General features: G+C 30.8%; 5 protein-coding genes and 3 pseudogenes. 5 read left to right on the top strand and 3 right to left on the bottom strand.

The window, feature by feature from the left end; all coding sequences use genetic code 11:
• From AC1DJR_RS23855 to AC1DJR_RS23865, 3 genes and pseudogenes are all read left to right on the top strand, one after another.
• Nucleotides 1-183: pseudogene (locus AC1DJR_RS23855) on the top strand (hypothetical protein); the annotation flags it as partial.
• 224 nt (nt 184-407) lie between these two features.
• Nucleotides 408-665, top strand: coding sequence for an HNH/endonuclease VII fold putative polymorphic toxin (locus tag AC1DJR_RS23860; protein ID WP_002064018.1), 258 nt, complete (start codon nt 408-410; stop codon nt 663-665).
• 11 nt (nt 666-676) lie between these two features.
• Nucleotides 677-1,069 (top strand): immunity 50 family protein, encoded by a 393-nt coding sequence (locus AC1DJR_RS23865; RefSeq protein WP_000566919.1) that lies wholly within the window; start codon nt 677-679, stop codon nt 1,067-1,069.
• A 65-nt stretch (nt 1,070-1,134) separates the two neighbouring features.
• Here the strand turns inward: AC1DJR_RS23865 and AC1DJR_RS23870 are convergent.
• Nucleotides 1,135-1,398 (bottom strand): annotated as a pseudogene (locus AC1DJR_RS23870) (tyrosine-type recombinase/integrase); the annotation flags it as partial.
• Nucleotides 1,399-1,537: 139 nt separating this feature from the next.
• Between AC1DJR_RS23870 and AC1DJR_RS23875 the strand changes: the two are divergent.
• Together AC1DJR_RS23875 and AC1DJR_RS23880 are read left to right on the top strand one after the other, a co-directional pair.
• The gene (locus AC1DJR_RS23875; protein ID WP_429688849.1) at nt 1,538-1,687 is read left to right on the top strand and encodes a hypothetical protein; all 150 of its coding nucleotides are present in this window, start codon (nt 1,538-1,540) and stop codon (nt 1,685-1,687) included.
• A 9-nt stretch (nt 1,688-1,696) separates the two neighbouring features.
• Nucleotides 1,697-2,209, top strand: a complete 513-nt coding sequence (locus AC1DJR_RS23880) for a hypothetical protein (protein WP_429688850.1) — start codon at nt 1,697-1,699, stop codon at nt 2,207-2,209.
• Between the two features lie 258 nt (nt 2,210-2,467).
• On the opposite strand, the gene AC1DJR_RS23885 is transcribed toward AC1DJR_RS23880, so the two are convergent.
• Both AC1DJR_RS23885 and AC1DJR_RS23890 read right to left on the bottom strand, forming a co-directional pair.
• The gene (locus AC1DJR_RS23885; RefSeq protein ID WP_002169044.1) at nt 2,468-2,848 is read right to left on the bottom strand and encodes a hypothetical protein; all 381 of its coding nucleotides are present in this window, start codon (nt 2,846-2,848) and stop codon (nt 2,468-2,470) included.
• Nucleotides 2,849-2,852: 4 nt separating this feature from the next.
• Nucleotides 2,853-3,065: pseudogene (locus tag AC1DJR_RS23890) on the bottom strand (alpha/beta hydrolase family protein); the annotation flags it as partial.

The raw sequence follows: 3,065 nt of genomic DNA on the forward strand, positions 1-3,065 counted from the left end.
AAGTGGGGAAGTTATGCTTTAATACAAGTTGGATTAGGACTTATTGGTGATAAAGGATTAAGTAAAGCGAGTAAATTAGGTCAAGCGGGTAAAGTGACCAAACTAGCAAAAAACGAGATTCCGCAAACTTTTTCGCATATTACAAGTAATTTACAAATGGGGGATCGCTTTGCTTTTGCAGGTATGGGTACATTCAAAAATGAATTGCCTAGAGTTGAAGATTTGTTTGTATATGCAAGTAGAGAAAAAAGTAAAGGATTAAATGATAATATAAATCAAACCTTTGGAGTTAAGAAGATTGAGGGGAAAAATTCTCATGAATCTAGGGGAGCTAGTTTAAAAGAAATTAAAAGACAATTAAAAGACAATTAAATATACCTAGATTTCAACACCCGATTAGTCAAAAAATGGTACCATTAACAGATAGTAATGGTAAAAGGATATTAAATGATAATAAACAGCCTATTATGACTCGAGAATTAACATATGAAGTAAAAGGTCAAAAAATTATAATTCAAGATCATTCAGAGGGTCATAAGTTTGGAGAAGGTGGAATTGGAGATCAGCCACCGCATCATAATGTAAGACCTGAATACAATACACGAACAGGACAGGTAGATGGTATGGAGGATCATTATTATTTTGAGAAGAGAAATAAAAAATAGGGAGTATAAAAATGATTGATCAATTTAAATTTTTAAATCCACAAGCGTTAATTAGTATTTTTGGGAAAATACCAAAGTTTGAAGAATCAGAGTTATTAGATGTGCGTCTTAAAAGAGATGGTCCTACTTTAGTTATTCAATTGATGACAAAGGAAAATGTTGAAAACAAGCCAAAACGATGGAATAAGTGGGATGTAATTTATGTAGAGATATCTTTCTTTACTATTCATAATTTAACAATAAAAGGTTTAGGGACAGAAAATATAATTGATTATTTTGAAATAAATACGATAGAAGAAGAAGGTTTATTAAAAATTAAGTGTAAGAATCAAATGTTAGTTGAGTGCTCGTTTGAATGGGCAAAGGTAGAAGGGGTAACCCCAGGTTTAATAGGATTACCATAATTTTGATGGGAAGTAGAGAGTTAATTTTTATAGTATTCATATTTTAATATTTTAATATTTTTGGGTTAAATAAGGAATGTATCAAGGACATTATCTTTTTCTTCTTTATTGATACCAATGTATTTAAGTGTAATTTGTGGTGTGCTGTGATTGAGTATGTCTTGCAACATGGTTACATCTTTAGTTTGTTTATAGAACCAATARCCGAAGGTTTTGCGCATGGTGTGRGTMCCAATAGAYTCKATACCRGCAAAATCTYTGGCTTTTTGAAATTKTTGATAAGCCTAGATTTTATTAATGGGTTGATCTTCTTTTCGAGAAGGGAATAATATTTCACAGAAGGTGTAAAATGGGATGTTGATTTAGATGGTGATGGTGATGGTGAAGATGAAGATGATAGTATTAAGGATATGGTGAAAACGGGTGCGATAAAAACTTGGTCAACAGTAGCAGGGTGGTTTAATTAACATGAAAAAAAATACAGATTTTAATAAAAAAGCTTTTGAATATTATATGGCTCTTTATGCTGTAAATGATATAAAATCGACTATAATTACTCTTGTTATTGGGATAGCAGATATATTTGTGCTTTTGCCTGCTTTTGCGAATCCTTTTTAACCGATATATATGTACATAATAGTTCCACCAGTTGCTTTTTTAAATTTATGGGCAATATGGATTGCTATCAATCCTCGGAAACGACAATTACAATACACTCTATTTCGAGGAGTATATGGCACCATATGTTCAGTCGGATTATTGGTTATAACTCAAAAATATGCTTATGAAGTGTTACAATTACAAACTCCCATCTATTTTATTCTTTCATTTGGTTTGTATGGTTTTGCTTTGTATCATTTTTATAAAAATCATATTGAAAAACTTCAGGAACCAAGAAAAAAATCAAAATCATCGAAAGGAACTGGTGGTGTAAAAGTAGCAGCTATTGCAGCGGGATTGGGGCAGTTAATTACTAATATAATTCTTAGCATTGCAACACAACAGATGGGGGCAATTGTATTTATGTCTGCATGCACAGTGTTTTCGTTTGTCTTGTTTTATATGATTATAGAACTCCATAAGTATTATTATTTAAGGAAGCATATAGAAGATGGAGGGAAAATACGTATAGGATTTTAAAGAAAAATGGGGTGGACATCAATGAGATGTGGTTTTTTGTTCATGGATTTTAGACTCTTTTATTCACAGTGTTTTGAATGTATATTTTTGTTTCGTGAACTGAGGCTTTCAGGTTATTTAGTGAGAAGTCAATGCTTTAGCGGTAATGAAAGTAAACTAATATTCAAAAGTTTACTTTTCAAATACAAAAAAGTCCTACATAAGAGGACTTTTTTGTATGCATATAGATTAAAATAATAATAGCAATTCTTTATTTTTTTATTTCTTTCCACAACTATTAATTAAATCATATTGTTTAGAAATCATTTCATTCCGAATTTGATCGAGATGTTTATGTAATGTTTCTTTTATTGCATTACCCGTTTTACTTTCAAAACTTTTGTTTAATTCAATTCCTTGTTCAGATAAACTTTTGCATACATCATGAAAGGCTTCTTTATTTTTTTGAATGGCATGTTTTTGACTTGTTACTATGCTATTTGTTTTGAATGCTACATCAGTTTTTAAAAATGATTGTTGCATTTCTTTTTCTAATTGCTTTTTAACAGCTTGCAACTCATCCATAATAGTTCCAACTGTACCTACAGCAGCTTTCTCTATTTCTTTCTCTATTTTTTGAATTTCCCCTATAAAATCCATCGTATTATCTCACCGCCAGCCCTTCAAAATTTGTCCCTAATTGATTATCTTTATCTCGTAACGAATTGGCTGCATAAGCAATATCATCTCCAAAATGAATCAATTCTTTTTGTTTTTTCCGTAAAAGATGAATTAGTTCTTCTGCTAGTTGTACATCATGAAAATAATCTTTTCCATTTTGGGATATTTTCGCAACCTCTCTAATTGCCTCATCTAC

The organism is Bacillus sp. 05T31, from assembly GCF_056396725.1.

Excerpts from the sequence above, each read along its gene's own strand:
- AC1DJR_RS23860 (WP_002064018.1), top strand. The coding sequence starts at position 408 with ATGGTACCATTAACAGATAGTAATGGTAAAAGGATATTAAATGATAAT.
- AC1DJR_RS23875 (WP_429688849.1), top strand. The coding sequence starts at position 1,538 with ATGAAAAAAAATACAGATTTTAATAAAAAAGCTTTTGAATATTATATG.
- AC1DJR_RS23880 (WP_429688850.1), top strand. The coding sequence starts at position 1,697 with ATGTACATAATAGTTCCACCAGTTGCTTTTTTAAATTTATGGGCAATA.
- AC1DJR_RS23885 (WP_002169044.1), bottom strand. The coding sequence starts at position 2,848 with ATGGATTTTATAGGGGAAATTCAAAAAATAGAGAAAGAAATAGAGAAA.
- AC1DJR_RS23865 (WP_000566919.1), top strand. The coding sequence starts at position 677 with ATGATTGATCAATTTAAATTTTTAAATCCACAAGCGTTAATTAGTATT.